The organism is Arthrobacter melezitosi, from assembly GCF_054511055.1.
The window spans coordinates 200,471-225,723 of sequence record NZ_JBTNDJ010000001.1; the positions used below are offsets into that span (position 1 = coordinate 200,471).

At 71.7% G+C, this 25,253-nt stretch carries 22 protein-coding genes; 17 read left to right on the top strand and 5 right to left on the bottom strand.

Annotation, left to right across the window (positions count from 1 at the left end):
* The first annotated feature begins 298 nt into the window (after nucleotides 1-298).
* From ACX80W_RS00980 to ACX80W_RS00990, 3 genes are read left to right on the top strand one after another with little or no spacing between them, the layout of a single operon-like run.
* Complete coding sequence (locus ACX80W_RS00980) at nucleotides 299-1,687, top strand: hypothetical protein (RefSeq protein ID WP_459279595.1); 1,389 nt, start codon at nucleotides 299-301, stop codon at nucleotides 1,685-1,687.
* Between the two features lie 42 nt (nucleotides 1,688-1,729).
* Nucleotides 1,730-2,527 carry an endonuclease III gene (gene nth / locus ACX80W_RS00985; protein WP_459279597.1) on the top strand — a complete coding sequence of 266 codons (798 nt, stop codon included), beginning with the start codon at nucleotides 1,730-1,732 and terminating at the stop codon, nucleotides 2,525-2,527.
* Nucleotides 2,524-3,204 carry an NUDIX hydrolase gene (locus tag ACX80W_RS00990; protein WP_459279599.1) on the top strand — a complete coding sequence of 227 codons (681 nt, stop codon included), beginning with the start codon at nucleotides 2,524-2,526 and terminating at the stop codon, nucleotides 3,202-3,204. The genes nth and ACX80W_RS00990 overlap by 4 nt, the downstream gene beginning before the upstream one ends.
* Nucleotides 3,205-3,382: 178 nt before the next feature.
* Here the strand turns inward: ACX80W_RS00990 and ACX80W_RS00995 are convergent, their stop codons facing one another.
* Nucleotides 3,383-5,074: a bifunctional 3'-5' exonuclease/DNA polymerase gene (locus ACX80W_RS00995; protein WP_459279601.1), complete on the bottom strand. Its 1,692-nt coding sequence runs from the start codon at nucleotides 5,072-5,074 to the stop codon at nucleotides 3,383-3,385.
* Between the two features lie 133 nt (nucleotides 5,075-5,207).
* Here ACX80W_RS00995 and ssd point away from each other — a divergent pair, with 133 nt between their 5' ends.
* From ssd to ACX80W_RS01030, 7 genes are all read left to right on the top strand, one after another.
* A complete protein-coding gene (gene ssd / locus ACX80W_RS01000) occupies nucleotides 5,208-6,275 on the top strand; it encodes a septum site-determining protein Ssd (protein ID WP_459279603.1) in 1,068 nt (355 codons plus the stop codon).
* A gap of 80 nt (nucleotides 6,276-6,355) precedes the next feature.
* Entirely contained in the window at nucleotides 6,356-7,492 is a 1,137-nt protein-coding gene (locus tag ACX80W_RS01005; protein ID WP_459279605.1) for a TadA family conjugal transfer-associated ATPase, read from the top strand.
* Nucleotides 7,489-8,277 carry a type II secretion system F family protein gene (locus tag ACX80W_RS01010; RefSeq protein WP_459279607.1) on the top strand — a complete coding sequence of 263 codons (789 nt, stop codon included), beginning with the start codon at nucleotides 7,489-7,491 and terminating at the stop codon, nucleotides 8,275-8,277. The genes ACX80W_RS01005 and ACX80W_RS01010 overlap by 4 nt, the downstream gene beginning before the upstream one ends.
* Complete coding sequence (locus ACX80W_RS01015) at nucleotides 8,274-8,840, top strand: type II secretion system F family protein (protein WP_459279608.1); 567 nt, start codon at nucleotides 8,274-8,276, stop codon at nucleotides 8,838-8,840. The genes ACX80W_RS01010 and ACX80W_RS01015 overlap by 4 nt, the downstream gene beginning before the upstream one ends.
* A 147-nt stretch (nucleotides 8,841-8,987) precedes the next feature.
* On the top strand, nucleotides 8,988-9,509 hold the full coding sequence (locus ACX80W_RS01020) for a DUF4244 domain-containing protein (protein WP_459279610.1): 522 nt from the start codon (nucleotides 8,988-8,990) through the stop codon (nucleotides 9,507-9,509).
* Between the two features lie 4 nt (nucleotides 9,510-9,513).
* On the top strand, nucleotides 9,514-9,882 hold the full coding sequence (locus ACX80W_RS01025; protein WP_459279612.1) for a TadE family type IV pilus minor pilin: 369 nt from the start codon (nucleotides 9,514-9,516) through the stop codon (nucleotides 9,880-9,882).
* Nucleotides 9,872-10,276 carry an Rv3654c family TadE-like protein gene (locus tag ACX80W_RS01030; RefSeq protein ID WP_459279614.1) on the top strand — a complete coding sequence of 135 codons (405 nt, stop codon included), beginning with the start codon at nucleotides 9,872-9,874 and terminating at the stop codon, nucleotides 10,274-10,276. The genes ACX80W_RS01025 and ACX80W_RS01030 overlap by 11 nt, the downstream gene beginning before the upstream one ends.
* A gap of 109 nt (nucleotides 10,277-10,385) precedes the next feature.
* Here ACX80W_RS01030 and sftH read toward each other — a convergent pair whose 3' ends face one another.
* Complete coding sequence (gene sftH, locus ACX80W_RS01035; protein WP_459279616.1) at nucleotides 10,386-12,752, bottom strand: DNA 3'-5' helicase SftH; 2,367 nt, start codon at nucleotides 12,750-12,752, stop codon at nucleotides 10,386-10,388.
* 47 nt (nucleotides 12,753-12,799) lie between these two features.
* On the bottom strand, nucleotides 12,800-13,447 hold the full coding sequence (locus tag ACX80W_RS01040) for a GNAT family N-acetyltransferase (RefSeq protein WP_459279618.1): 648 nt from the start codon (nucleotides 13,445-13,447) through the stop codon (nucleotides 12,800-12,802).
* 85 nt (nucleotides 13,448-13,532) lie between these two features.
* Here ACX80W_RS01040 and trhO point away from each other — a divergent pair, with 85 nt between their 5' ends.
* The 5 genes from trhO (at nucleotide 13,533) to proC (ending at nucleotide 20,985) form a co-directional block, all read left to right on the top strand.
* Entirely contained in the window at nucleotides 13,533-14,459 is a 927-nt protein-coding gene (gene trhO, locus ACX80W_RS01045) for an oxygen-dependent tRNA uridine(34) hydroxylase TrhO (RefSeq protein WP_459279620.1), read from the top strand.
* Nucleotides 14,459-16,081, top strand: a complete 1,623-nt coding sequence (locus ACX80W_RS01050; protein ID WP_459279622.1) for a DUF7059 domain-containing protein — start codon at nucleotides 14,459-14,461, stop codon at nucleotides 16,079-16,081. Before trhO ends, ACX80W_RS01050 begins: the two co-directional genes overlap by 1 nt.
* Nucleotides 16,082-16,202: 121 nt before the next feature.
* Entirely contained in the window at nucleotides 16,203-18,950 is a 2,748-nt protein-coding gene (gene topA, locus ACX80W_RS01055; protein ID WP_459279624.1) for a type I DNA topoisomerase, read from the top strand.
* 145 nt (nucleotides 18,951-19,095) lie between these two features.
* Nucleotides 19,096-19,896, top strand: coding sequence for a sugar phosphate isomerase/epimerase family protein (locus tag ACX80W_RS01060; protein ID WP_459279626.1), 801 nt, complete (start codon nucleotides 19,096-19,098; stop codon nucleotides 19,894-19,896).
* 243 nt (nucleotides 19,897-20,139) lie between these two features.
* On the top strand, nucleotides 20,140-20,985 hold the full coding sequence (proC, locus tag ACX80W_RS01065) for a pyrroline-5-carboxylate reductase (RefSeq protein WP_459279627.1): 846 nt from the start codon (nucleotides 20,140-20,142) through the stop codon (nucleotides 20,983-20,985).
* Nucleotides 20,986-21,026: 41 nt separating this feature from the next.
* On the opposite strand, the gene ACX80W_RS01070 is transcribed toward proC, so the two are convergent.
* Nucleotides 21,027-21,695 carry a potassium channel family protein gene (locus ACX80W_RS01070; protein ID WP_294568425.1) on the bottom strand — a complete coding sequence of 223 codons (669 nt, stop codon included), beginning with the start codon at nucleotides 21,693-21,695 and terminating at the stop codon, nucleotides 21,027-21,029.
* A complete protein-coding gene (locus tag ACX80W_RS01075; protein ID WP_459279630.1) occupies nucleotides 21,688-23,100 on the bottom strand; it encodes a TrkH family potassium uptake protein in 1,413 nt (470 codons plus the stop codon). The genes ACX80W_RS01070 and ACX80W_RS01075 overlap by 8 nt, the downstream gene beginning before the upstream one ends.
* Nucleotides 23,101-23,223: 123 nt before the next feature.
* On the opposite strand from ACX80W_RS01075, the gene ACX80W_RS01080 reads away from it, so the two are divergent.
* Nucleotides 23,224-24,426, top strand: coding sequence for an acetoin utilization protein AcuC (locus ACX80W_RS01080; protein WP_459279632.1), 1,203 nt, complete (start codon nucleotides 23,224-23,226; stop codon nucleotides 24,424-24,426).
* A gap of 53 nt (nucleotides 24,427-24,479) precedes the next feature.
* Entirely contained in the window at nucleotides 24,480-25,031 is a 552-nt protein-coding gene (locus tag ACX80W_RS01085; protein ID WP_459279634.1) for an ArsR/SmtB family transcription factor, read from the top strand.
* The last annotated feature ends 222 nt before the right edge of the window (nucleotides 25,032-25,253 follow it).

Sequence of the window (25,253 nt, forward strand, 5' to 3'; positions counted from 1 at the left end):
TCCCCTCTGCGGCTCGATCCAATCCTGGGTGAACTCCTCGGCGGCGCAGCGCTCCGCTGCGCCGCCGCACTTCCCCTGACATTATCGGCCAGTTCGCCGGTCGTGTGTTGGCGATCACACAGGAGATGTGAAAGGCCGTCTTTGTGCGTTGAGTGGTTCCGCCGCCCCGCCCCCGCACCGGGCGTGCTAGAGAAAGGGGATGGCGGGTGGCTACTGTGGAGGAAGGACATGAGCAGCCGGTCCCGCGCCGGCTGCTCCCGCGCGGCCCGGTGCCGCCGCCACGAACGGGAGAACAACGATGACCGAAGATTCCAAGAACCGGACGGCCGGCGTGGGCGGGCCGGCCGAGCCCGCGGACGCCGCCACGGCGGTCGGACGCGGCGCTGACACCGCCGGCGGCCGGGCCGCCGGAGACACCGCCGTCGTGCAGTCCGACCGCGGGGCTCCGGCCGGAGGTTCCGCCGGAAGCTCCGCCGGGGCGGGGGAAAATCCGTCCGGCGCCGCCGTGCGCCGCGGGCCCGCCATCGACGGCCCGTACAGCTCGAGCAAGGCCGTGGCCGGGCCGTTCACGCTCCGCGAGGTGGTCCTGCTGGCCTCCGCCGTCGTGATCTTCCTCGGAACGCTGCTGCCCTTCTTCCGGGGAGAGGTCCGCTACGCGAACTTCTGGAACACCCTGCCCCTGTTCTTCGTGGGCATCGGCATCCTGCTCCCGGTCGCCGCCGCGGCCCTCGTCCTCGGGCGGAGGCGGGGCGCCTCGGGCCTGCGGGTCGGGTCGCTCTCGGTCGACCAGTTCGCCTCCATCGCTGCGGTACTCGCCGCCGCGTTCTTCTTCCTCCAGACCATGACCGCCTTCCACATCGGGCCGCTGGTTTCGCTCATCGGCGCCCTGGGCATGCTGGCGGCAACGGTGCTTGGGCCGCACCTGCCGTTCTTCGCGAAGGACTTCACCGAGCGCTCCGAGGCTCCGGCGCACCCGGTGGCCCGTGGCATCCTGCCGACCCGGCCGAAGCCGGCCAAGGAACCGAAACCCGCCAAGCCGGAGAAGGCCAAGCAGGAGAAGGTCAAGCAGCACTCTGTTGAGGTTCCGATTGCGGGCACGGACGAACGGTCCGCCGCAGCCTCCACTGCCGCGTCCGCCACCGCCGCGTCCTCCGGGTCTTCCACCGCCGCGTCGACGCCGGTGGCACAGGCCGGAGCCGGGGCCACTGCCGCTGCGGCCGCCGCCGGAGCGACGGCCCTCGGTGCCGATCAGCAGTCCGCTGCGGTGGCCGGCCAGCCCTCCGGCGACCGGACCGCGGGCCAGGGCGCCGCGAAGGCGGAGCCGGCGGGGCAGACGGGTGCCGGGGAGACCGCGGCGCATCAGGCCACGGCCGGCGCCGGAGCGGCGTCGGAGGCGCAGACCCGCGTGCACCCAGTGGCCGAGGCGGGCCCCCGGCAGCAGGAGACCATCTCGGCAACCCGCAGCGCCGACGAGGACCAGGTCGTCGAGGCGTTCTGGTTCGCGGTCGGCACGCCCCGGCCCGTCGTGGACGAACAGACGGGCCGCCAGCTCTTCGTGGTGCACCCCGGCGACTGGGAAGTGGGCATCGAGGACCGGGGCACCGAGTTCCTCGTGCAGGACAAGCGGACCGGCCAGATCGGCGTCATGCGCAACCTCACCAATATCGAACGGGCCCCGCGGGAGTAATCCCCGGCGGGCTCCAGGACACCAGGCACGGGAGGCCGGTTCATGAAGGCGCAGACCAAGGAGGCCGTATCGGCCACGGCCCTCAAGCGGCGCGCCCGGCGGATCAACCGGGTGCTCGGCGAGCTCTACCCGTACGCCCACGCCGAACTGGACTTCCGGAACGCCTTCGAACTCCTCGTGGCCACGGTCCTCTCGGCCCAGACGACCGACGTGCGGGTGAACCTGACGACGCCCGTCCTCTTCGAGCGCTACCCGGACGCTCGGGCGCTCGCCGAGGCCGACCCGGAGGAACTGCAGGAACTGATCCGGCCCACCGGGTTCTTCCGGGCCAAGGCGAACAGCCTGCTGGCCCTCTCGAACCGCCTCGTCGACGAGTACGACGGGGAGGTGCCGGCCCGGCTCGAGGATCTGGTCACCCTGCCCGGGGTGGGACGGAAGACGGCCAACGTGGTGCTGGGCAATGTCTTCGGCATTCCGGGCATCACCGTCGACACCCACTTCGGCCGGCTCGCGCGCCGCTTCGGCTGGAGCGCGTCGGAGGACCCGGTCAAGGTGGAAATGGACGTCGCGGCCCTCTTCGAGCCGCGGGACTGGACGGACCTGTCCCACCGGCTGGTCTTCCACGGGCGCCGGATCTGCCACGCCAAGAAGCCGGCCTGCGGTGCCTGCCCGGTCGCCGCGCTCTGCCCCTCCTACGGCGACGGGGAGGTGGACCCGGCGAAGGCGGCCAAGCTGCTGAAGTACGAACTGGCGCCGGGCCGCGAGGAACTGCTGGAGCTGATGCGCAGCGGGCAGACCCGCGACGAGCTCCGCGCCGCCGGCTACACCCTCGGAACGTGAGCGCCTACCAGTCCCTGCGGGACTACGCCGAGGTCATGAAGGACGCCGAGACGCTGGACCTGCCGACCAGCTGGCACCTGCGCATCCTCAACCCCAAGAAGGCTCGGCGGGCCGCTGTGCTGATCCTCTTCGGGACCGCCGATGACCATCTGGCACCCGGTCACCCGGCCTCCGCGGCGGCCGACCTGGACCTCCTGCTGGTCCAGCGGGCCGACTCCCTGAACCACCACCCCGGGCAGGTGGCGTTTCCCGGCGGCACCATCGATCCCGGTGACGCCGACGAACGGGCGGCTGCGCTGCGGGAGGCGCAGGAGGAAACGGGCCTTGAACCCTCCGGGGTGGAGGTGCTTGGGGCGCTGCCGGAGATCGGGCTTCCCTACAGCAACTTCCTCGTGACGCCCGTGCTCGGCTGGTGGATCCTGCCCACCCCGGTCGGCGTGGTGGACGAGGGCGAGTCCGCCCAGGTCTTCCGGGCTCCGGTCCGGGACCTGCTCAATCCGGCCAACCGCAGGACCGTGGTGGTCGAGCGCGCCGGCTTCACCAGCAGGAGCCCGGCGTTCGTTCTTCCCGAGGCGACGGTGTGGGGGTTCACCGGGATGGTCGTCAGTTCCCTGTTCGACGCCCTGGGCTGGACCGAGCCGTGGGACGAGTCGAAGGTCATCCCTCCGCCGGTCTAGCCGCAGCTCCGGATCCGGGGCGCCGCCGTCGTCCTTGGCTGCCGGTCTCCGCCGAGTGTGCAGCTAACCCCCTCTGGGTTGCCCTCTCCCATCGAGTGTGCAGCTAACCCCCTTCTGGAGGCGCTTTGGGGTGGTGATGTGCAGTCTCGACGGGGGAGGGGCGGCGGCGGGGTCGGCGCTACTTCGCGTCGGCGTAGGAGCGGACCACCAGGATGTTGACGGCGAACTCGATCGGAATCGTGCCGAACATCAGGTCCGTGGCCGCCGCAGCGGCCTCCTCGATGAGCCGGCTCACCTCGCCGGCGCGTTCCTCGGGAACATGCAGCATGACCTCGTCGTGCAGGAAGAAAACGACGCCGTTCACGGCAGCGGGACCGCCCAGCTGCCGGAGCCTGCGCCGGACCTCCGCGAGCCAGCACAGCGCCCATTCGGCGGCAGTGGACTGCACCACGAAGTTCCTGGTGAAGCGTCCCCGGGACCGGGCGGCGGCGTCGGCGCGGCGCTGCTCCTCCGCCGTGGTGGTCCGCTGGGCGGCCCGCCACCGCTCCGAGGCCGGAGGGCACCCGCGGCCGAGGTAGCTGCCGACCGTTCCGCCGGACTCCCCGATCCGGGCGGCCGATTCGACGACGCCGATGGCCCGGGGGTAGGTGCGGGCCAGCTGGGGCATCAGGCGCCCCGACTCGCCGGTCGTGGCCCCATACATGGCGCCGAGCATCGCGAGCTTGGCCTTGGCCCGGTCCCCGCCGAAACCCTGTTCGGCGATGCCCTGGTACAGGTCCTTTCCGCGCGCGGCGGCGGCCAGGGCGGAGTCCTGCGCCAGGGCGGCCAGGACTCGCGGCTCCAGCTGTGCGGCGTCGGCGACGATCAGCACATGGCCCGGGTCGGGGCGGACCGCATCCCTCACCATCTTCGGGATCTGCAGCGCACCACCGCCGCGGGAGGCCCACCGTCCGGACACCACCCCGCCGACGACGTACTCGGGGCGGAAGCGGCCCCTGTCCACCCAGGTGTCCAGCCAGGTCCAGCCGTTGGCCGTCAGGAGCCTCGAGAGTTTCTTGTAGGCGAGCAGCGGCTCGATCGCCGGGTGCTTCTGCTGTTCGAGCTCCCACGACCGGGTGGTCGCCACCTCGATGCCCGCCCGGTGCAGCGCCCGGATGAGTTCCTGCGGCGAATCCGGATTGAGCGTCGGGTTGCCCAGCGCCTCCCGGAGTTCGGCGGCGAGCCGCTCAAGGGCCGGCGGGCGCTGCCCCTCCGGCGGGCGGGACCCGAGCAGCCGCTCAAGCAGCTCCTCGTGGATGTCGCGCCGCCAGGGAAGCCCGGTGGCTTCCATCTCGGCGGCCAGCAGGGCCCCGGCCGACTCGGCGGCCAGCAGCAGGGCGAGCCTGCGTTGATGGGTGGATCCGGCGACGGCCTGCAGTTGGGCCCGGAACTCCGAGGTGACGGCGTCGATGCCGGGCCCCGATGACGTGGGCGCCTCGTCGAACAGGCTGCTCTGGTTGGGCGCCGGCGGGGGCGGCATGACCTGGCGGGGAAGGGCCGGCTCCTCGCCGTCCGCCAGGCGCGAGCGCAGTTCCTCGGTGTAGGGCGAGGGGGCACAGTAGGGCGAGAGGGCGAGGATGGCGCGCGCGAGCGCAAGATCGTGGCAGCGCTCCACGCTGATGCCGGCGGCGAGCAGCCCCGGATACCAGGCGCGGGTGCCGTCCCAGACCCAGCGGGGCGCTCCGGCCTCGAAGCGGGCGAAGGTGCTGTGCAGGTCGGCGGCGGCTGCACCGACGGCCGGTCCCGACGGCGTGCCGGCGGCGTCGAGGGGCTGGAAGACGGCGGCGGTGTCCCGGTCCGTGCTGGGCGGGTGCGCCACGGCGACATACATGTCCCCATTCTGCCCGCCCCCGGCCCGGGAGATGCGCAGCACCGGGCCCGCACGGATCCTTCGGGCCCGGAGTGTTGTCCACATACCGGCCCGCCGGCACCACGCGGGATCGGCGGCCGCGCACCCTTGGGGCATGACTGAGCGGCGTTCCTGGACCCCGGCCGGCGCGGAGGAGCAGCGCGTGGTGCTTGTCGGGGCGGCGCAGGCCCTGCAGGATGAAGCCGCGCGGGTCGCGGCGGCGGCCGGGGTCGGGCTGATCCTGGCCGCAGGGCTCCCCGAGGCCCTCAGGCATCACCCCTCCGTGGTGCTCCTCGCCCCGGGTGCAGATGGGGAAAAACTTCCACAGGAGTGCCCGGCGATAGTGGTTGGACTGCGGGACGAGGAGGACGCGGCGTGGTCAGCGGCGGCGAAGTGGGGTGCCGGAAAGGTGGCGATCCTGCCGCAGGCCGCCGGATGGCTCGCCGAGCACCTGGGCCGGGCCCGCGCCGCCGCGGCGGGGCCGGTGCTCGGGGTGGTCGGCGCGGCGGGCGGGTCCGGGGCGAGCACGCTCAGCTGCTGGCTTGCCGACTGCGCGGCGTCCGCGGGGTCGGCGACCCTGCTGGTGGACGGAAACCCCCTGGGCGGGGGCCTCGAGCTGGCGCTGGGGGACGCCGCCGCCGCCGGGCTGCGGTGGCAGGATCTGGACGGCGTGCGTGGGGCACTCAATCCCGCACAGTTCGCTGCCGCCCTTCCGCGGTACGCCGGATTTTCCGTGCTCTCCCATGGTCCGTTGCCGCCGACGCCCGGCGGGAGCTCCGCCGCCGGCCCCGTCCTGGACGCCGCCCGCCAGGCTTTCCAGCTGACCGTGGTCGACCTCGGGGCGGGGGCGGGTCTGGACGATGCGATGCTGGGCTCCTGCGCCGGTGTGGTGCTCCTGGTGCCGGCCCGGCTGCGCCCGGTCGCGGCGGCCGCCGCGCTGCTCCCCGGGCTCGCACCCGCACCGGTGACCGTCGTGCTGCGCGGACCGGTGCGGGGCGGACTCCTTCCGCACCGGGTGGCGGAGATGCTGGAGGTGCCCGAACCTTCCGTCCTGCCGCATCTGCCGGGAGTGCCCGCCGCCGAAGCCCAGGGACGGCTCCTGGACCGGGGACGGGAGCGCCGGGTCCGCAGGCTGTGCCGTGGTCTCCTTGGTACCGTCCTCGATGCCCGGTCCGCGGCATGACGGAGGAGCAGCCCGGTGCCCGGTCCCGCCGGGATGGTCGGGGGCCGGGCCGGAACCGGGCCGCCGGGCCCGACTTGGACATGGTGGCGCTGGTCCGTCAGAAGGTGATCGCCGATTCGGCTCCGGTGACCGGTGCCGGGCTGGCCGACGCCGTCCGCACCACGGGCAGGCTCCTCGGCTCGGAAGGGACCCTCGCCGCCGTCGACGGGATCCGGGCCGAACTGCAGGGGCTCGGGCCGCTGCATCCCCTCGTCCAGGACCGAACGGTCACGGACATCCTGGTGAACGGCCCGGGGGAGGTCTGGGTGGATGGGGAGGCTGGCCTGCGGCGCGTCCCGCTGCGCTTCGCCGGCGACGCCGAGGTCCGGGCCCTTGCCTCCCGGCTGGTCGCGGCCGGAGGCAGGCGGCTCGACGACGCCAACCCCTGCGTCGACGTGCGTCTTCATGACTTTCGGGTGCATGCTGTGCTTCCGCCGCTCTCGACAGGGGGAACGCTGCTGTCCATCCGCATCCGCCGGGAGCGGGTCTTCACCCTTTCCGAGCTGTGCGCCGCGGGCACCGTTCCGGCCGATATGGCCGCCGTCCTCACACAGGTGGTCCGCAGGCGGCTGAACTTCCTCATCAGCGGGGCGACGGGCACGGGGAAAACCACGCTCCTCTCGACCCTGCTGGGCCTGAGCAGCCCGGCCGAACGCCTCGTCCTGGTGGAGGACGCCGCGGAACTGAACCCCCTGCACCCCCACGCCGTCGGGCTCCAGGCCCGCCACGGGAACGTCGAGGGGGCCGGCGCGGTGGACCTGGGGGAACTGGTGCGGCAGGCCCTGCGGATGCGCCCGGACCGGCTGGTCGTCGGTGAGTGCCGGGGTGCGGAGGTCCGCGAACTGCTCGCGGCGATGAACACCGGGCACGACGGCGCCGGAGGGACGGTCCATGCGAACTCCGCCGTCAGCGTCCCGGCCCGGTTAACGGCACTGGGAGCCCTGGCCGGGCTGGCTCCGCAGGCGCTCGCCGTGCAGGCCGCCAGCGCGCTGGATGTGGTCATCCATCTGGTCCGCGGCGCCCGGGGCCGGCGGGTGGAGCAGATCGCCGTGGTCGGGCTGGGCGGCAGCCGGCTCGTCGTCCGGCCGGCGTTGACCTCCACCGGCTCCGGATGTACGCGCGGGGAGGCCTGGGCGGCGCTCGCCGCCCGCCTGGTTCCGGGGGAGGCTCCGCCGTGACCGGGCTGCTGGTCGGTCTGATGCTTGCGCTGGCGGTCCTGGTGCTCCAGTCCACCCCGCCGCTGCCGCCGGGGATCCCCGCGCGGCCGGCACTGTCCGCCGCCGGCACCCGCGCCGCCGACCGCCGGAACTTCATGGGGTTCTTCCGCCGGGAGCCGGCGGGGCAGGCACATGAACCGGCCCTCCTGGTGCACCAGGTCACCGGACTTCTCCGGGCCGGACGGTCACCGCTGCTGTTGTGGAACGACCTTGAGGCCCTTTACGCCGACGCCGCCGATGGCGGGTCCGTCTTTGCCGTGCGGAGCCTCCCCGTGCTCCGGGCGGCCGGGCGCAGCGCGTCCCTGGGCCTGGGCGTTCCCGAGGTGCTCCGCGCGGCCGGCAACACCGCCGGCACCACTGTCCGCGTCCGGGTGGGGCCGCGCTCGGCACCGGGCAATCCGGCTCCGACTCTGTGGACGGACCTGGCGGCGTGTTTCTCGGTCGCCGAGCGCAGCGGCGCGCCGCTGGCGGAGGTGCTGACCCGGTACGCGGGGCAGCTGGAGGCGGCGGTGGATGCGCAGGCCGCGCGGGAGACGGCACTGGCAGGACCGAGGGCCACCGTCACGCTGCTCGGCTGGCTGCCGGTCGTTGGGGTCCTGCTCGGCTACCTCATGGGCGTCAATCCCCTGGGGGTCCTCTTCGGGTCTTCCCTCGGCGTCCTGGTGCTCCTGCTCGGCCTGGGCCTGATGCTCGCCGGGCGGGTGTGGTCGAGCCGGCTGGTGGCCGCCGCGGTGAGGGGTCCGTGATACCGGCCGGGGTCGGCGTTGCACTCCTTCTGCTCGCAGCGCTGGCGGTGCTCGGGGCCACCCGGCCCGTCCCGCACCTGAGCGCCCGGACCGGGGATCCCCGCGGGTCGCCGACCGGCATCACCGATGTCCCGCTGATGCTCGACCTGATCGGCGCGATGCTGACTGCCGGAGCTCCGGTAACTTATGCGCTGGGGGTGCTGGCCGACTCGTGTGCAGCGCCAGTGGCGCTCAAGCTTCGCGGCGTCCGGGGCGCACTGGAGCTGGGCGCGGCGTGGAAGACGGCCTGGGAAGCCGGTCCCGTTCCCCTCAGCCGTGCCGACCGGACGGCGGTGGAGGAGCTCCGGACCGCACTCGGGTTTGCCGCGGTGACGGGGGCGCCGTCGGCCGCACTCGTCCACGCCCGTGCGGCGCAGCTGCGCCGGCGGCAGAACCGCGAGCTGGAGCGGCGGGCGGCCGCCCTGGGCGTCCGGCTCGTCGTTCCGCTCGGAGTGTGTGCACTGCCGGCCTTCGCCTGCCTGGGCGTTGTGCCGGTCGTCCTTGCACTCCTGCCCGCAGGGTGAGCGGTACACCTGCCCGGCTTATCCACTTAGGGACCCTGGCGGGCCCACGGGGCCGCCGCGGGCGGGAGAGTCGGACTACGCCGCAGCCGCGGCATCCACCCCGGTCCCGCCGGGTATCGGCGGGACGAGAAACCGAGGAGAACCCCCATGGCGAGAACCATTCTGTCCCCTGCAGTCCGGCACCAAGGGCGGGCCACTCAAGCGGCCGTCGGATCCTGCCGCTGCACCACCGCGCCGCGCACCGCGCCCGTCCACCCCGGCCCACCGTCCGGCGGGCTGAAGCCGGAGGCCAAGGACTCCGGGCCCTCGGGGCCCGGTTCCACCGGCGCCCCCGGCCCGGCGGCGGGCCTCACCGCGGAGGCCGGGTCCAGCGCCGGAGGCCTGCCCCCGACCGACGGGTCGTCCTCAGGCGACGCGCCATTCTCCGGCGCCGGGCCATCCTCCGGTGACGGGACCGCGCATCCGGGCACCGGCACCGGACGGTCCGGGCACCCGCTGGCGGGCCGTGTTTCCGCAGGGATGCGCGAAGCCGGTCTGGCCACGGCCGAATACGCGATCGTGACCCTGGCCGCGGTCGGGTTCGCTGCGCTGCTGGTGGCTGTCCTTTCCAGCGGCGAGATCCGTGAAATGCTCACGGCCCTGATCAGCAGCGCCCTCAGTTTCGGGTGAGGGCGTGAGCCGGCACCTGCGGAGTGGACGGGCGCCCGAACGGGGAGCGGTCACCGCCGAGCTGGCGGTGGCCCTGCCGGCGCTCGTCCTGCTCCTTGGGGCGTTTCTGGGTGCCGCGTCCATCGGGGTCGTCCAGCTTCGCCTCGAGGAGGCGGCCCGGGCCGGCGCGCGGGAGGTGGTGCGCGGGGAGGCCGCAGGTTCGGTCGCGGCGACGGTGCGCAGCCTGGCCGGTCCGGGCGCCGACGTGGAGCTGGCCGGGGACGGCCGCTGGACCTCGGTCACCGTGAGCTCGAAGGTCCACGGTCCCTTCCTCGACCTGATGGAGGTCCGGCTCTCGGCAACGGCCTCCGGGTGGTCCGAACATGCCCGATGACGGCCTCCATCGGGAGCGGGGGAGCGGTACGGTGCTTGCCGCGGGCCTGGCCGCGGTCCTCATCCTGATCCTTGCGGCGCTCGTCCTCCTGGTGCAGGCTGCCGTCGGAGGCGCCCGGGCGGCGGCTGCCGCGGACCTTGCGGCACTGGCCGGCGCGGACGCCGCCCGGGGCCTCAGGGATGGAGAGCCCTGCGGGGTCGCCCGCGAGACGGCACACCGGCACCGGGCGGAGCTGGTGCACTGTTCCCGGTCCGGACCGGGAGGAGTGATCATCACGGTGCGCACCTCGGTGGAGACCCCGGGCGTCCTGCCGGCGGCCTCGGGGGCCGCGAGGGCCGGCCCGCCGCCACAGCGGATCGGCCCGCCGCCGCAGCGGGTCGGTCAGCCGCCGTAGGTGGCCTGTCCGCCAGCGGGCGCCCCGGGCGGTGGCGGATCCGTCGTCTACGGCCGCGCGGCGGGGCGGCGTGCAGCCGGCGTCCGCCGCGGAAGTCCGCCTCGCGGGTCTAGCCGGAGCGTCCGGGGTGGGCCGCCGCCCGGGCCTCCACCGGCGCCGCGGCCGACCCGGCCAGGATCAGGGTCAGCAGCGTCACGGCACCGGCCTTGCTCAACGGGTTGTTGCGGTTGCCGCACTTCGGGGACTGCACGCAGGAAGGGCATCCGTCGGAGCATTCGCAGGCGGCGATGGCGTCGCGGGTCGCCGTCAGCCACACCCGTGCGGCCTGGAATCCGCGCTCGGAAAACCCGGCCCCGCCGGGATGGCCGTCGTAGACGAAGATCGTCGGCAGCCCGGTGTCGGCGTGGAGGGCCGTGGACACCCCGCCGATGTCCCAGCGGTCGCTCGAGGCGACGAGGGGCAGCAGGCCGATCGCGGCGTGTTCGGCGGCGTGCAGCGCACCGGGGAGCTCCTCGGCGGAGATGCCGCCCTTCTGCAGCAGCTCGTTGTCGATCTCGAACCAGACACTCTTGGTGAACAGGTCGCGGGCGCCGAGCTCCAGCGGTTCCTCGCCCAGGATCTCGTTGGAGGCGAACGCCTTGCGCTGGAAGGACACCACCTGGGTCGTCACCAACACGTCCCCGAAGTTCACCAGCACGTCCCCCCACTGCTCGGCTTCGCCGCGGTCAAGCACCTCGATCTGGGTGACATCACGGGCCTGGGTGTAGTAGTCGGGGCTGGCGCGGGAGACCACCGCGCAGTGGTCCTGCTCGTTGAGGCTCTCCACCACGTAGGTGCGCCCCTGGTGCACATACACGGCGCCCGGGTGGGCCTGATAGTGGCTCTGCGGGGAATCCATCGTGCCCAGCAGGGCTCCGGTGCCCGACTCCACGATGCTAATCGGCCCACCGCCGTCCGCCCGGAGATTGACCATCCCCGCGGCGCTCTGCGGGTGGGTCCAGAACCAGCCGGCCGGCCTGCGGCGCAGGTAGCCCTGGGCCGTCAGCTGCCCGAGCAGGCCGAAGGAGGACGGCCCGAACAACCCCAGGTCGGCGTCGGTCAGGGGCAGTTCGGCGGCCGCGGCGCACAGGTGCGGGCCCAGCACGTAGGGGTTGGACGGGTCGAACACCGTCGCCTCGACGGCGACGTCGAACACCGCCTCGGGGTGGTGCACCAGATAGGTGTCGAGCGGGTCGTCGCTGGCGACGAACGCTGCCAGGGCGTCCTGCCCGGAGCGCCCGGCGCGGCCGATCTGCTGCATCAGGGACGCCCTCGTGCCGGGCCAGCCGGCCACGAGCACCGCGTCCAGCCCCGAGATGTCGATGCCCAGTTCCAAGGCCGACGTACTGGCCACGCCCAGGAGCTCGCCGCTGCGCAGGGAGGCCTCGAGCGCCCGGCGTTCCTCCGGGAGATAGCCGGAGCGGTACGCCGCCACCCGGCCCGGCAGGCTGGGATGGACCTCCTCGAGCAGCCGCCGCGAGGTCGCGGCGATGCTCTCGGCGCCCCGGCGGGACTTGATGAAGGCAATGGTGCGGACCTGCGCCGAGACGAGGTTTGCCAGCAGGTCCGAGGTCTCGGCGATCACGGTGCGGCGCGACCGGGCGCCGTTCTCGCCGCGGAGTTCGGTGAGCTGCGGCTCCCAGAAGGCGACGGTGGTGGAGCCGTGCGGGGAGGAGTCCTCGGTGACAGCCTGCGCCGGGGCGCCGATGAGCCTGCCGAACGACGCCGCGGGTTCGGCCGAGGTCGCCGAGGCGCCGATGAACACGGGGGAGGACCCGTAGCTGGCGCAGATCCGCCGCAGGCGGCGCAGGAGGTTGGCCACGTGTGAGCCGAAGACCCCGCGGTAGCTGTGCGCCTCGTCGATGATGACGTACTTGAGCCTGCGGAAGAAGCGTGCCCAGGCGGTGTGGTTGGGCAGGACGCCGTAGTGGAGCATGTCCGGGTTGGCCAGCACCAAGTTGGCGTGGTCGCGGATCCACCGGCGGGCCCCGGAATCGGTGTCGCCGTCGTAGGTCGCCGCCCGGAGGGTCGGAAGCTTCAGCGCCTCGACCGCGGAGAGCTGGTCGGCGGCGAGGGCCTTGGTCGGCGCCAGGTACAGCGCCACGGACCCGGCGGGGGCGAGGGTCGACTGGTCAGCGAGTTCGCTGCGGTGGATCTCATCGAGCACCGGCAGCTGGTAGCTCAGGGACTTTCCCGAGGCCGTGCCCGTGGCGATGATGGTGTGCGCCCCGGAGTGCGCCAGGTCGGCCCCGCGGACCTGGTGGCGCCACGGCTCGTGCACGCCGAGGGAGGCGTAGGCGTCCACGACGTCGGGGTGCGCCCAGCCCGGCCACGGTTCGTGCCCGGCCCGGCGCGCCGGAATCTCGCGGACATGCAGCAGCTGCTCCGGGTGTGCTCCTCCGCCGAGCAGCGGGATGAGGGAATCGTGCAGTGCCACCCCACAATTCTTCCACCCGCCCGCCGGGGACGGCACGCGGGCGGCGGTTATCCCCTTAGGACGAACACGTCGGCCAGCTGCTGCCAGCCCAGAAACTGGTAGAGCTCGCGCCCGTCGGCCGTGGCCATCAGCAGGCCGATCCGCACGTCGTCCTCGAGCACGGCCGCGGTGAGGGCGCGCATGACGAAGCTCGCCAGGCCGCGGCGGCGGAATTCCTGTTCGGTTGCGATGCCGTCATACACCGCGAAGTCACCGACGACCGAGACAGCGCCGCGGGCCGCGGGCCGGCCCTCGAAGGTGACCTCCACGCGGCGGCAGCCCGGCTCGTCGCGGCGCACCAGGACGTACCCATCGGGGGCCTTCGGGTCCTCGACGTCCTGGTCGGCCATTTCGGCACTCATCAGGCACTGCGCCCGGTCCACCACGCGCAGCTCCAGCGGTTGGGTCACCGCGATCAGCTCCTCCATGCGGTTGGTGGCGACGGTCAGCACCCGGTTCGGGTCGGCCTTGGTCTCCGCGGCCACCTGAAGCAGGAGCTCCTCGGACGGCTCGTAGAGGAAATGCTCGTCCCGCCCGTCCTTGTCCGTGAGCACCACCGAGGTGGTGCGCCCGTCATCCTGCCGGTCGTAGCCGCGGCAGGCGGCCCACCCGGTGATCCAGGTGGAGAGGAGATCGTTGCTTCCTTGTGTGCCCATGCACTGACGATAGATGGAGGAGGGGCCAAAAAACACAGCGCCGGAGGACAGTGACGATTTTGAGACACAACGTACCCTTTAACCCGTGCCTTTGAACCGGATCGTCCTTTACTACGCCTTCACTCCCCTGCCGGACCCGGACGCGGTCCGGCTGTGGCAGCGGAGCCTGTGCGAAAGCCTGGGGCTGCGCGGGCGCATCCTGATCTCGAAGGACGGCATCAACGGCACTGTCGGCGGGAGCCTCGACGCCGTGAAGCGGTATGTGAAGGCCACCCGCGAGTATCCGGCCTTCAAAACCATGGACATCAAATGGTCCGAGGGCGGGGCGGAGGACTTCCCGCGGCTCAGCGTGAAGGTCCGCGACGAGATCGTCTCCTTCGGCGCACCCGGTGAACTGAAGGTCGGACCGGACGGGGTGATCGGCGGCGGGACGCACCTGCGGCCGGAGGAACTCCACGAACTGATCGACACCAAGCGCAGCCAGGGCGAGGAGGTCGTGTTCTTTGACGGGCGCAACGCCCTCGAGGCGCAGATCGGCCGTTTCAAGGGCGCCATCGTGCCCGACGTCTCGACGACCCACGACTTCGTGGCGGAACTCGAATCGGGCAAGTACGACGACCTGAAGGACAAACCTGTCGTCACCTACTGCACCGGCGGAATCCGCTGCGAGGTCCTCTCCAGCCTGATGGTCAACCGTGGGTTCTCCGAGGTCTACCAGCTCAAGGGCGGCATCGTGCGCTACGGGGAGACCTACGGCGACAAGGGCCTGTGGGAGGGATCGCTCTACGTCTTCGACAAGCGGATGCACCTCGAATTCAGCAGCGACGCCGTGACCATCGGCAAATGCGCGCGCTGCACGGCCGCGACGAACAAGTTCGAGAACTGCTCGAACTCCGCCTGCCGCAACCTCACCCTGTACTGCGCGGACTGCGCATCGCGCCCCGAAACGCTCCGCTGCCCGCAGGGCTGCGAGACGGACGAGGCGGAGGCGACCGCGGCCGGGGCGGCATAGTGGGCAGCTTCGACAAGGACGTGGCGGATGCGCCCTCGGCGCTGCACCCGGGCCTGCTCGAGTCGTTGGCCACCGACCTCGCCGCCCTGGACTACACGGTCGGCGGAGTGGCGGACTTCGTCGGCGAGGAGGCCTACGCGGCGCTGAACCGCGACCAGCTGGTGCCGGTGCTCCTGGCCTGCGAGGAGGTGCTGCGCACCGGGGCCCCCTCGCCGCTGGTGGTTCCCATCCTGCTGTGGCTGGCCGGCGGGACCCCCACCCAGGACCAGCTCGACTCGGCCTTCCCGGGCACCGGCGCGGACGGGCTGCAGGCGCTGCGCCTGATCGAGCCCGTGGACGCCCCGGGCCCGGACACGCCCCGGCGCGCCGCCGTCGAGCTGCGCCCCTATTCCTCCGACGCCGACGGCGACCTGTGGGTGGCCAGCGACCTCGGCGCCCTGCAGCGCCCCGGCGTCCTGCGCCACGACCACGTGCTCGGCATCGGCGGGGCGTCCCTCACCCTGGCGCAGATCACCGTACGTCCCCGGGTGCGCACGGCCCTGGACCTGGGCACCGGGTGCGGCATCCAGACCTTCCACCTGCTCTCCCACGCCGAACACGTCACCGCGACCGACATCTCGCCGCGGGCCCTGGCCTTCACCCGGTTCAACCTGCTGCTCAACGCCGGGCCGCTGCGGATCGACCCCGCCGACCTTGAGGCGCGGGTCTCGCTCCGGCTGGGCAGCCTCCTGGAGCCGGTGGCCGGGGAACGCTTCGACCTCGTGGTGTCCAACCCGCCGTTCGTGATCACACCGCGCTCGGCGGCGGAGTCCCCCGAGGACCAGTTCACCTACCGCGACGGCGGCCTGCCCGGCGACGACATTGTCTCCGGACTCCTGGCCGGCCTGCCCGGAATCCTCACCGAGGGCGGCACCGCGCAGCTGCTGGGCAACTGGGAGATCCCCGCCGGCCGGGCCTGGGACGAGCGGATCCGCGGATGGCTGCCGGAGGGAACGGACGCCTGGATCATCCAGCGGGAGGTGCAGTCCCCGCTGCAGTACGCCGAGACGTGGCTGCGCGACGCCGCCGAGAACCGGGACCGCGCGGGCTACGTGCGGCGCTATGCGGACTACCTCGGCGACTTCGCCTCCCGCGGGGTCCACGCCGTCGGTTTCGGCTACATCTGGCTGCGCCGCACCCCGGACTCTGCGCCGGCGCAGGTGCGGTGCGAGGAGATCACCCACGAGGTCGAGCAGCCCCTGGGCCCCCACCTCGGGGCGGCCATCGGGCGCGGCGACTGGCTGGCATCCCCCGCGGCGTCCCAGGACGGGACCGACGGCAGGGACCTGACCTGGGAATACCTCCTGGTGGCCGGGGACGTCACCGAGGAGCGCCACCAGCGGCCCGGGGCCGAGCACCCCGGCGTGATCCTGCTCCGGCAGGGCGCCGGCCTGCGGCGCACCACCCTGCTGAGTACCGAACTGGCCGGGTTCGCCTCGGCCTGCGATGGCGATCTCACGGCAGGCCAGATCGCCGGTGCGCTCGCGGTGCTCCTCGGCGAAAACGACCCGGAATTCGTCCCGAAGCTGCTCGCGATGGCCCGCCGGCTCGTGCTCGACGGATTCCTGATTCCGGCCCCCTGAATTCTGCCGCTACCCTAATGCAGGTACGCATACCGCATACTGGGTGGGGTAGGGCCAGCAGCGGAACCCCCGCCGGGCGCCATTGACGGACTGGCTCAGCACCCCCGTATCGAGGAGAGAAGTGCCCACTAAGGCATCGGACAAAAAGCACGGAAAAAAGCTCGTCATCGTCGAGTCACCCGGCAAGATCAAGACCATCGCCGGCTACCTCGGGGAGGGCTTCGAGGTCGCCGCCTCGATGGGCCATATCCGTGACCTCCCCCAGCCCTCCGACCTCCCGGCCGAGATGAAGAAAAGCTCGGTGGGCAAGTTCGCGGTGGACATCGACAAGGACTTCGAGCCGTACTACGTCGTGTCCTCCGACAAGAAGAAGAAGGTGGCCGAGCTCAAGGCCGCCCTCAAGGACGCCGACGAACTTTATCTCGCAACCGACGGTGACCGCGAGGGCGAGGCCATCGCGTGGCACCTGCTCCAGGTGCTGAAGCCCAAGGTTCCCGTGCACCGGCTGACCTTCCCCGAAATCACGAAGGAAGCCGTCCAGCGCGCCCTGCTGGAGATGCGCGACCTCGACATCCCGATGGTCGACGCCCAGGAGACCCGCCGGATCCTCGACCGCCTCTACGGGTACGAGATTTCGCCGGTGCTGTGGCGCAAGGTGGCCCGCGGACTGTCCGCCGGGCGCGTGCAGTCCGTCGCCACGCGGCTCGTGGTGGAGCGCGAACGCGAACGCATGGCCTTCCGCGCGGCCTCCTACTGGGACCTGACCGGCACCTTCACCCCGGAGGACGCCGCCAAGGGCGGCGCCTTCCCCGCCAAGCTCGTCTCCGTCGACGGCAGCCGCATCGCCTCAGGCAAGGACTTCACCGACCGCGGCGAATTGAAGGCCTCCGGCGTCGTGCGGCTCGACGAGCAGTCCGCCCGGTCGCTCGCGGCAGGCCTTGAGGCCGCGGCCTTCACCGTGCGCTCGGTGGAGACCAAGCCGTACACCCGCCGCCCCGCCGCGCCGTTCACGACGTCGACCCTGCAGCAGGAGGCCGCCCGCAAGCTGCGCTTCTCCTCGAAGACCACCATGCAGGTCGCCCAGCGGCTCTACGAAAACGGCTACATCACCTATATGCGTACGGACTCCCCGGCGCTCTCGGACCAGGCCGTCAACGCCGCCCGCCGGCAGGCCTCGGAGCTGTACGGGGCGGAGTACGTGCCCGAGGCCCGGCGCCTCTACAAGGGCAAGTCGAAGAACGCGCAGGAGGCCCACGAGGCGATCCGCCCCGCCGGTGACTCCTTCCGGACCCCGGCGCAGGTCGCCAAGTCGCTGCGCGGCGATGAGTTCCGGCTCTACGAGCTGATCTGGAAGCGCACCGTCGCCTCGCAGATGGCCGACGCCAAAGGCTCGACCGCCTCGCTGCGCCTCGGCGCCGTGAGCGCCGATGGGCGCGACGCCGAATTCTCGGCCTCGGGCACCGTCATCACCTTCCGCGGCTTCCTCGCCGCGTACGAGGAGGGCCGCGACGCGGACCGCAACCAGGACGGGGACGACGACGCCGGCCAGGGAACCCGGCTGCCGAACGTCGCCAAGGGCGACGCGCTCGGGGCCGAGGCGATCGAGGCCCTCGGACACGAGACCTCACCGCCGCCGCGCTACACCGAGGCGTCCCTGGTCAAGGTCCTCGAGGAGCGCGGCATCGGACGGCCCTCGACCTACGCCGCCACCATGTCCACGATCGTCGACCGCGGGTACGTGCGCGTCCGCGGCCAGGCCCTGGTGCCGAGCTGGATCGCGTTCTCGGTGGTGCGCCTGCTCGAGGAGCACTTCAACGACTACGTCGACTACGACTTCACGGCGGAACTCGAGGAGGACCTCGACCGCATCGCACGCGGCGAGGCCGGCCGGGTGGAATGGCTTGACCGGTTCTACTACGGGGACCGCAAGGACACCGGGCTCCACACCATCGTGAACGACCTCGGGGAAATCGACGCCCGCCGCATCAATTCGGTGGAGATCGCCGACGGCATCACCCTGCGGGTGGGCAAGTTCGGGCCCTACCTGGAGAAGCCGCTGCCGGCCGACGCGCCCGAGGGCACCGAGCCGCAGCGCGCCAACGTCCCCGAGGACCTCGCCCCCGATGAACTGACGGCCGAGAAGGCCGTCGAGCTGATGGAGACCCCGGTCTCCCAGGAGCGCGTGCTCGGCGTCGACCCCGAAACCGGCCGCACCATCGTGGCCCGCGACGGCCGCTACGGGCCCTACGTGATCGAACTGATCCCGGAGCCGACCGAGGCGGAGCTCGCGGCCCAGCCGGTGGAGTACTACAAGAACGGCAAGCCGAAGCCGCCCAAGAAGCCCGCCAAGGTCAAGCCCCGCACCGGCTCGCTGTTCAAGTCGATGTCGGTCGAGACGGTGACCCTGGAGGAGGCGCTCAAGCTCATGAACCTGCCCCGGGTCCTCGGTGAGGACGCCGAGGGCAAGGAAATCACCGTCCAGAACGGGCGCTTCGGGCCGTACCTGAAGAAGGGCAGCGACTCCCGCTCCATCGGGTCCGAGGAGGAGATCTTCACGATCACCCTCAAGCAGGCCCTGGAGATCTACTCCCAGCCCAAGCAGCGCGGCGGACGCACCGCGACCCCGCCGCTGGCCGAATTCGGCGACGACCCCGAGAGCGGCAAGGCGATCGTCGTGAAGGACGGCCGCTTCGGCCCGTACATCACCGACGGCATCACGAACATCACCGTTCCGGGTTCGATGGCGCTCGAGGAGCTCAGCCGGGAGCAGGCGATCGACATGCTCGCGGAGAAGCGGGCCAAGGGCCCGGCTCCGAAGAAGACGACCCGGCGTGCCCCGGCCAAGCGCAAGGTAGCGGCGGGGAAGTAGGCCCGCAGCGGCACGGAGGTGCCGCCGGGTGCCCACAATGGACAGGATGAGTGGCTCGACGGATGGCGGAAGAATGCGTGGAGGCGGGCTGGAGACGGGCGTGGGCACCGTGCATCGGTCCGGCCCGCGGGAAGGGCCGGTCGGAATGACGCCCCCCGAGGACTCCCGGTCCACCATTCCCGTCGCCCTCTCCAGCGCCTCGGTGTACCCGCTGTCGGTGCACGACGCCTTCGCGATGGCGCAGGACCTCGGCTACGACGGCGTCGAGGTGATGGTGACCAACAACTCGATCAGCCAGAACCCGGACCTCCTGCGCGGCCTCAGCGCCCGATACGAGCAGCCGATCCTGGCCATCCACGCCCCGACGCTGCTGCTCACCCAGCAGGTGTGGGGCCGGGCGTGGACGAAGGTCGAAATGTCGGCGGCGATGGCCGCCGAGGTGGGCGCGAAGACCGTCATCGTGCATCCGCCGTTCCGCTGGCAGACCGGCTACGCGGAGAACTTCGCCGAGGGGATCCGCCGGGTCACCGCCGAGTACGGCATTAAGATCGCCGTGGAGAACATGTACCCGTGGAAGGTCCGGGGGCGCGAGGCGAAGGCCTACCTGCCGCACTGGAACCCGGTTCCCGAACCCTACGACGCCGTTACCTGGGATTTCTCGCATGCCGCGATCGCCGGGATGGACTCCTTCACGGAGATGCGGGGCCTGGGCGGCAGGCTCAGCCACGTCCACCTCACCGACGGCACCGCCAACGGCAAGGACGAGCACCTCCTGCCGGGCCAGGGGGAGCAGCGGTGCGCCGAGGCGCTGCAGCACCTGCGGGATTCCGGCTGGGGCGGCGTGGTGGCGGTGGAGGTCAGCACGCGCAAGGCCCGCGGCGCGGGCGAGCGCGAGCAGTGGCTCGCCGAGACGCTCTCCTTCGCCCGGGAGCACCTGGGCGGCTGAGCGCCGGCACCACCGGCGGCCGGCCAGCGGCCGCGGAAACCCCGGTTAACGCAGTGACGCCGCCGGTGTGGCCAAGTACTGGGGGAACACTTGGCTTACCAGCGGCGCCGGACCGGATCAGGAGAATCCGGTCCTCATCACTCGCACCTTCATGAGGTACCAAGAACGCTACCGGCCCATCATGTGACTCCCCGGCGAATACGCTGGGAGAACGCTGGGAGTGCTCCGTGGCAGGATTGACCCATGAGCACCACTACCCCGCACCTTTCCTTCCTCGGCACCGGATCGATGAACGAGGCGATCCTCGGCGGACTGCTCACCGCGGGGCTCGACCCCGCCGCGGTCACGGCCACCGTCCGGCGCCCCGACCGGGCCCGCGAACTTCGCGGCCGGTACGGCATCGAGGTCCTCGCCTCCGGGGAGAGCCCGGATGCCAACCGGGACGCTGCTGCGGCGGCGGACGTCGTCATCGTCGGGGTCAAGCCCGCCGGCGTGCTGCCCCTGGCACGGGAGATCGCGCCCTCGCTGCGGCCGGGCGCCCTCGTGATCAGTGTGGCCGCGGCGGTGACCACGGCCATGATCGAATCGGCGCTGCCGGCCGGGCAGGCCGTCATCCGCACCATGCCCAACACCCCCTCACGCCTGGGCCGGGGTGTCCTCTCCATCTCCGCCGGCGCCTCCGCGGGGCCGGACCACCTGCGCACCGCCCGGGACCTCCTCTCCGCCGCCGGGACCGTCGTCGAAATCCCCGAGGAGCTGGTGGACGCGCTCTCGGCGGTCAGCGGCTCCGGGCCGGCGTACGCGTTCTACCTTGCCGAGGCGATGGCCGCGGCGGGCGAGGAACTGGGGCTGGAGGCGGACCTGGCGCGGCTGATCGCCAACGAGACGGTCGCCGGCGCCGGATTCATGCTCGCCGAGGACGGCGCCGACGCCGCCGCGCTGCGCCGCGCCGTCACCAGCCCCAACGGGACCACGCAGAGCGCCGTTGAGGCCTTCGACCGGGAGGACCTGGCGGGGATCGTGGCGCGCGGCGCCCGCGCGGCCACCGAGCGCGCCGCCGAGATCACGCGGGAACTCGGCGACAGCTGAGCCCGGCGGCACTCCGGCCGCCGCGGGCGGCGGCGCGGGAGCTACGGGCGGGCGGCGAAGCGCTCCAACAGGTCCACGTGGCCCGACACGATCAGCATGTCCCGCCCGGAGACCTTCGTATCGGCCTGCGCGTAGGTGAAGTCCTCACCCGGGGATTTCACTCCCACGATGGTGACCCCGTACTTGGAGCGCACGGAGGACTCGGCGAGGGTGAACCCCTGCGTCTCCTTCGGCGGGTACATCTTCACGATCGCGAAGCCGTCGTCGAACTCGATGAAGTCGAGCATCCGGCCGCCCACCAGGTGCGCGGCGCGCTGCCCGGCGTCGGCCTCGGGATAGATGACGTGGTTGGCGCCGATGCGCTTGAGGATCTTCCCGTGCGAGGGGGTGATCGCCTTCACCCACAGGTGGTCGATGCCCAGGTCCACCAGGTTCGCTGTGATCAGCACGCTCGACTCGATGGAGGTGCCAACGCCGACGACGGCGGCCGTGAACTCCTGGGCGCCGAGCTGGCGCAGCGCATCGAGGTTCGTCGCGTCCGCCTCCACGACGTGGGTCAGGGTGCCGGCGAACTTCTGCACCAGCTGTCCGTCCCGTTCGATCGCCAGGACCTCGCGTCCCTGCTTGACGAGCTGTTCGGCTGTTGCGGCACCAAACCGGCCAAGACCGATCACCAGGACCGGGGCGTTGTGTGCTGGTCTGTCAGCCAATGATGGGCCTTTCCTCGGGGTAGTGGTACAGGGTGCTGCGCTGGCGCAGGGCCAGGGCTGAGGCAAGGGTAATTGTGCCCATCCGGCCCGCGAACATCAAAGCCGCGAGCACGTACTTGCCCGACGGGGGCAGTTCGGCGCTGAGGTTGGTGCTCAGGCCGCACGTCGCGAAGGCCGAGATCACCTCGAACAGCACCCGGTTCAGGCCCTCGCCGGAAATGGCCAGGATCACGCCGGAGCCCACCAGGACCAGCGTGGCGCCCATGAAGATGACCGAGATCGCCACCCGCAGCGTGCCCTGGGGGATGGTGCGCCCCCAGGCCCGCACGTCCGAGTCGCCCCGGGCCTCGGCCACAATGGCCAGGAACATCACGGCGATGGTCGTCACCCGGATACCGCCCGCCGTGGAGGCCGAACCCCCGCCGGCGAACATCAGCGCGTCGGTCAGCAGCATCGTCGTGGAGTCCATCGCCGCCTGGTCGACCAGGTTGAATCCGCCGGAGCGGGTCATGACCGAGGCGAACACCGCATGGATCAGCTTGTCGCTGGTGCTCAGCCCGCCGATGGTGTCGGCGTTGGCCCACTCCAGGGCGCCCCAGGCGGCGGTGCCCAACACGAGCAGGACCAGCGACACGGTGATTGTCAGCTTGGTGTGGAGGTTCCATTTCCGGTACCGCCAGCGGGTCTGGAGCAGGACCATCATGACCGGGAAGCCGAGGCTGCCGAGGAACACCCCCACCATGAGGGGAACCAGGATCCACAGGTCGGTCTGATAGGGGACGAGTCCGTCGGAGTGCGGGGTGAACCCGGCGTTGTTGAAGGCAGAGATGGAGTAGAAGATCCCGTGCCACACCGCCTGGCCGAATGGCTCCCCGAGTACGACGAAGCGGGGGATCATCGCCAGGGCGAGGACGACCTCGATCACCACCGACGTGGTGATGACGATGCGCAGCAGGGTGCCGATCTCCCCGAGCCTGCCCGCGTTGTTCAGCGCCTCCTGGGCGATGAGCTTGCCCCGCACGCCAAGGCGCCGGCTCACCACCAGGGCCAGCAGGGAGGCCAGGGTGAGGGTGCCCAGGCCACCGATGAAGATGCCCAGCAGGATGATGAGCTGGCCCAGGAAGGACCAGTGCGTGGCCGTGGAGACCACGGTCAGCCCCGTCACGCACACCGCCGAGACAGCCGTGAACAAGGCGTCGTGCAGGGCGGTCGCCTCACCGGTGCTCGAGGCCGCGGGAAGGCTCAGCAGGCCCGTGAACAGGAGGATGACCGCGACGAAGATGGTCAGGGCCAGGCGCGCCGGGGAGCTGTTGGCAAACCCGTCTAGGAAGTCGCGCACGCCCGCCAGGAGGCGGGAGAGCCCACTCCGCTCTTCCCTCAGCCACGAAGGCTGCTGAGTTACCATTGACGCCGCTTGCCCCGTCGCTGTGATGCCGCCGCAGCGGCCCGAATGTTGTCCTTGGAGTAGTAAATCACTTTCACTGGTGCTTCGTGGCCGAACCTGGGGGCATCGCGTAGCCTGAGGGCAATGTCTAATTCCTCCGCGCCCGCGCCTCCCACACACGTGGTCTGGGAGGATGCGATGCTGGCCTACAACTTCGGCCGGCATCACCCCATGAATCCGGCAAGGCTCGCGCTAACGGCCCGCCTGGCGCGGGAGATCGGGCTGCTTGATCTTCCCTCGGTGTCCGTGGTGCCCCCGTACGTCGCCGACGACGCCGAACTGGCCACCGTGCACAGCCCCGCCTACATCGCCGGGGTGCGTGCGGCGAGCGCGGATCCGGAGATCGTGCGCCCGGAGTTCGGCATCGGCACCGCCGACACCCCGGGCTTCGCCGGGATGCACGAGGCCAGCGCCCGGCTGGTCGGCGGCTCGCTCGCGGCCGCCGACGCCATCGTGTCGGGTGCCGCCCTCCACGCCGTGAACTTCGGCGGCGGCATGCACCACGCGGGGCGCGCGGCGGCCAGCGGCTTCTGCATCTACAACGACGCCGCGGCGAGCATCCAGCGGCTCCTGGATTCGGGGATCCAGCGGGTGCTCTACCTCGACGTGGACGCCCACCACGGGGACGGCACGCAGAGCATCTTCTGGAACGAGCCCCGGGTGATGACCATCTCCCTGCACGAGACCGGAATGAGCCTGTTCCCCGGCACCGGTTTCGCCAACGAGACCGGCGGCCCCGACGCCGAGGGAACCGCCGTCAACGTGGCCCTTCCGACCTCCGCCGGTGACGCCGCCATCCTGCGCGCCTTCCACGCCGTCGTGCCCCAGCTGGCGGAGGTGTTCGCCCCCGAGGCGATCGTGAGCCAGCACGGCTGCGATTCGCATGTCGCCGATCCGCTGACGAACCTGCGGCTCAGCGTCGACGCGCAGCACGCGATGATGGTCGCCGCACGCGACCTCGCTGAGCGGCTGTGCGGCGGGCGGTGGATCTCCACCGGCGGCGGCGGATACAACCTGGCGAACGTTGTCCCCCGGTCGTGGAGCCTACTCATCGCGGTGGCCGCCGGAGCGCAGGTCGGGCCGTCGACGCCCGTGCCGCAGGCCTGGCGGGACCATGTGCGGGAGCATTACGGCTCCACTCCGCCGGCGCTGATGGGCGACGGCGCGGACACCTGGTGGCGGTCCTGGGAAGTGGGCTACGACCCGGGCGACGACCTGGACCGCACGGTCATGGCCACCCGCCGTGCGGTGTTCCCGCTGCACGGGCTCGACCCGTGGTTCGACTGAGGGCGCCAGCGGGTCGTGATGCCGTCGGGGGCATATATCGCTAGGGTGAATGGATGGGTATCGACGCCGTGTTTTCAGTCATCGCCGAGCGCACGCGACGGGACATCCTCGAATCGCTGCGCGCCGAAGGCAAATCGGTGGGGCAGCTCGTCGGGGAGCTCGGCGTCAGCCAGCCCACCGTGTCAAAGCACCTTAAGGTGCTCCGCGAGGCCGGCCTGGTGACGATGCGGGCCCAGGGCCAGAAGCGTTTCTACTCCCTTGAGGCCGCGCCGCTGGTCACCGTGCAGGACTGGATCGCCGGAATCATGACCGAGCCGGCCGCGGCCGCGCCCGAAGCGCCCGAAGCGCCGGTGGCACCGGAGGCACCCCCGGCCGCCTTGGTGGGGCCGGCGGCCCCGGTGGCAGGGCCGGTACCGGAGCGGCCCGAAGCCGATGCCCCGGCTGCCGAAGTGCTGGCGGCGGTGGCCCTCGCGCCCGCGGGGTCGCCCCGGGCCGCGGCGGAGGCCACACGGCAGCAGCAGATCGGCCGGACGATGGGGCGCGCCGCGGAACGGGCGGCCGACCTTATCTCCCAGCTCCGCCGCCGGAAAGACAGCGAGCGGTAGGTTTTCCGGCGCAGGGGCTCCCTGTTGTCCCGGCCGCCGGGCCCCCGTGGACCGGGCGGGAGAGTCCCCCTACCACAGGGGCTTTCACTTTTGTCACAGGTGCCACTAGAGTACCGTCCTAGGCAGGAAATCCTCATGCTTCGAGGCGGCGTTCATCGCCTGCATCCGGCATCAGTTCAAATGCCGGTCTCAGGGTGGAAAGCCTTCAAGTAAAGGAATAGT

Bases quoted from the DNA above. Each gene is read 5' to 3' on its own strand.
- ACX80W_RS01005 (WP_459279605.1), top strand. From the start codon at position 6,356: ATGGTGGCGCTGGTCCGTCAGAAGGTGATCGCCGATTCGGCTCCGGTG.
- ACX80W_RS01030 (WP_459279614.1), top strand. From the start codon at position 9,872: ATGCCCGATGACGGCCTCCATCGGGAGCGGGGGAGCGGTACGGTGCTT.
- ACX80W_RS01020 (WP_459279610.1), top strand. From the start codon at position 8,988: ATGGCGAGAACCATTCTGTCCCCTGCAGTCCGGCACCAAGGGCGGGCC.
- ACX80W_RS01080 (WP_459279632.1), top strand. From the start codon at position 23,224: ATGTCTAATTCCTCCGCGCCCGCGCCTCCCACACACGTGGTCTGGGAG.
- ACX80W_RS01040 (WP_459279618.1), bottom strand. From the start codon at position 13,447: ATGGGCACACAAGGAAGCAACGATCTCCTCTCCACCTGGATCACCGGG.
- proC (WP_459279627.1), top strand. From the start codon at position 20,140: ATGAGCACCACTACCCCGCACCTTTCCTTCCTCGGCACCGGATCGATG.
- ACX80W_RS01060 (WP_459279626.1), top strand. From the start codon at position 19,096: ATGACGCCCCCCGAGGACTCCCGGTCCACCATTCCCGTCGCCCTCTCC.
- ACX80W_RS00980 (WP_459279595.1), top strand. From the start codon at position 299: ATGACCGAAGATTCCAAGAACCGGACGGCCGGCGTGGGCGGGCCGGCC.
- nth (WP_459279597.1), top strand. From the start codon at position 1,730: ATGAAGGCGCAGACCAAGGAGGCCGTATCGGCCACGGCCCTCAAGCGG.
- ssd (WP_459279603.1), top strand. From the start codon at position 5,208: ATGACTGAGCGGCGTTCCTGGACCCCGGCCGGCGCGGAGGAGCAGCGC.
- ACX80W_RS01085 (WP_459279634.1), top strand. From the start codon at position 24,480: ATGGGTATCGACGCCGTGTTTTCAGTCATCGCCGAGCGCACGCGACGG.
- ACX80W_RS00995 (WP_459279601.1), bottom strand. From the start codon at position 5,074: ATGTATGTCGCCGTGGCGCACCCGCCCAGCACGGACCGGGACACCGCC.
- ACX80W_RS01075 (WP_459279630.1), bottom strand. From the start codon at position 23,100: ATGGTAACTCAGCAGCCTTCGTGGCTGAGGGAAGAGCGGAGTGGGCTC.